Raw genomic sequence first — 2274 nt, forward strand, 5'->3', positions numbered from 1 at the left:
GAAGCCTTCAATGGTGTCATCAAGCGGATAATATACAAGGCATGTGGTTACAATGATCTTGATTATCTCTATCTAAAAATCAGGCAGGAGGCCCAAAAATGATCAGCCAACCTGTAAAAGGGCCGTATTTTTCCTTTGATCCCAATGGTTATACATTAACTGAGACAATGAATGTCAGGGTTCACAACGTACGAATGATTCCCAAAACAGAAAAAGGATTCTCGGTACAAGAGCTTGAAAGCTATAGTCTTGGGGGCAACGGTGCTGACATCATGGTAACTGGCATGCTCAGTGACTGTGCCTTCTATATCAAAGGCAGAGATACGTCTCCTATCGTTGCTCACATACAACCCCGCCCTACAGAACAACTGGGTGCTGTTGATATGCATCGGGCCCTCATTCGCAGTGGCCGTTTCAAATACCACGATGGCGGTGTCGATCGATCTCTGGGCAGGGTTCAGAGTGGCCACAATCATAGTCGCTATCAAAGCTACTGCTATGTGGTGGGCGTCAAAAATGGCGGACGCTGGCGCATCTATGCCCAGCATGTCATGGGCAGTGCCGGCCCCGTTCTGGGCGTCACCCGCCTTCTTTGAGTGAATGACAAAAGCTTCTGATTTCCCTTTCCATCGGCCATTTGGATGATAATAGTCCCTGTGGCCTTCGCTATAGTCATGCACTGGCACCTTATTAGAAGAATAATTATATGTCCTCTCAGACTCCTCTTACTGAATCGCCCGATCTGGGTAAGGTTTTGGTTACTGGTGGCGCTGGCTTTCTGGGCCAGAATCTGACTCGAACCCTGTTGAATAAAGGCTACTCTGTTCGGGTTTTTGATCTTTCGGAATGCCCTCTGGAACACCCCAATCTGGAAAAACTGCAGGGCAATATTGCGGATAAAGCCATTGTCGCTAAAGCCTGTGAAGGGATCAGTACGATCTTTCACACAGCCGCGATTATTGAAATTCGTTCCAGCCGGGTGGTGTCCACCGAAGTCAGAAATCTGTCGTACAACGTCAATCTGGAAGGCACTCGCAATATTCTGGAAGCCGCCCAGAACGCAGGGACAGAAAGACTGATTTACACCAGTTCAAACAGTGTCGTTGTAGGAGGAAAACCCATTGTCAACGGAAATGAAACCCTGCCCTATGTGACCGAATTCAGGGATTTATACACCGAAACCAAATGCAAAGCCGAACAACTGGTTCTGAAAGCGAATGGCGAAAAAGGACTGCTCACCTGTGCTATCCGCCCCAGTGGCATCTGGGGACCTGGAGACCAGACCGTCTTTAAACTACTGATTGATGAATTGATTGCCGGTACCGTGAAAGCCATTGTCGGTGATGGCAAGTCCCGACTGGACAACTCTTATGTTCATAATCTGATTCACGGCAAACTATTGGCCGCCGCTCAGTTGAAAGAAGCCGGTAAAGCGCCTGGTCAGGCCTATTTCATTAATGATGGCGAGCCGGCCAACATGATGGAATTCTCCCGGCCGATTATAGAAGGGCTGGGTTACCCCTACCCTGAGAAACATGTTCCTTATGGTCTGGTGAAATTTATTATTGGCACCTGGGAGAAACTCCATCAGTGGTTCAAAGTTCCTGAGCCTCCCCAAACAACACTGGCGCTGGAAAGAATTGGTATCGACAACTTTTTCAGTATTGAAAAGGCCAGAACAGACCTGGGGTATGTGCCTTTGTATACGACAGCAAAGGGAATGAAAGAGGCTATGCCTTATTATAAAGAGCTGCATAAGAAACTGACAGGTTAGCCTTTCTCAATCTATGTAAACCCACCAAAATCATCCTCTGATAACTCGTCTGGTATAAAGTTTTGAAACCAGACGAGCCCCACGTTATGAACTGCCTGTGAGTTATCTACAGGCGTAATGACGGTGCGCATATACCAGGGCAGCTACCACTGCGGCTCAAGACACCTTCCTTTCATCAGCCCGGAAATAGACAAAGGACTGCGCTGTAATTGCTCTCTCTGCAAAAGAAAAGGCGCGATTATGAGCAACTTCACTTTGACCCCTGTAGAGCTGAATATTGAAGTCACTGGAGACGCCCTTTCCACCTACACTTTTGGCAAATATATTGCCGAACATAACTTCTGCAACCAGTGTTGTATTTATACTTTTCGGGGCTTTTACAGGTTGGCTGATCATTTTTGGGCCTCCTGCCTGATTTTTAGATAGAGATAATCAAGATCATTGTAACCACATGCCTTGTATATTATCCGCTTGATGACACCATTGAAGGCTTCGATTTT

At 47.0% G+C, this 2274-nt stretch carries 3 protein-coding genes; 2 read left to right on the plus strand and 1 reads right to left on the minus strand.

Annotated elements, in window-relative coordinates:
- The first annotated feature begins 98 nt into the window (after positions 1-98).
- Together ACR2PX_RS25760 and ACR2PX_RS25765 are read left to right on the plus strand one after the other, a co-directional pair.
- Entirely contained in the window at positions 99-596 is a 498-nt protein-coding gene (locus tag ACR2PX_RS25760) for a hypothetical protein (RefSeq protein WP_434002219.1), read from the plus strand.
- 110 nt (positions 597-706) lie between these two features.
- Positions 707-1774 carry an NAD-dependent epimerase/dehydratase family protein gene (locus tag ACR2PX_RS25765; protein ID WP_434002220.1) on the plus strand — a complete coding sequence of 356 codons (1068 nt, stop codon included), beginning with the start codon at positions 707-709 and terminating at the stop codon, positions 1772-1774.
- Positions 1775-1930: 156 nt separating this feature from the next.
- Here the strand turns inward: ACR2PX_RS25765 and ACR2PX_RS25770 are convergent, their stop codons facing one another.
- A complete protein-coding gene (locus ACR2PX_RS25770) occupies positions 1931-2170 on the minus strand; it encodes a hypothetical protein (protein ID WP_434002221.1) in 240 nt (79 codons plus the stop codon).
- Between the last annotated feature and the right edge of the window lie 104 nt (positions 2171-2274).

The sequence above is a fragment of the Endozoicomonas sp. genome (assembly GCF_051008435.1).
Classification (GTDB): Bacteria; Pseudomonadota; Gammaproteobacteria; order Pseudomonadales; family Endozoicomonadaceae; genus Endozoicomonas_A.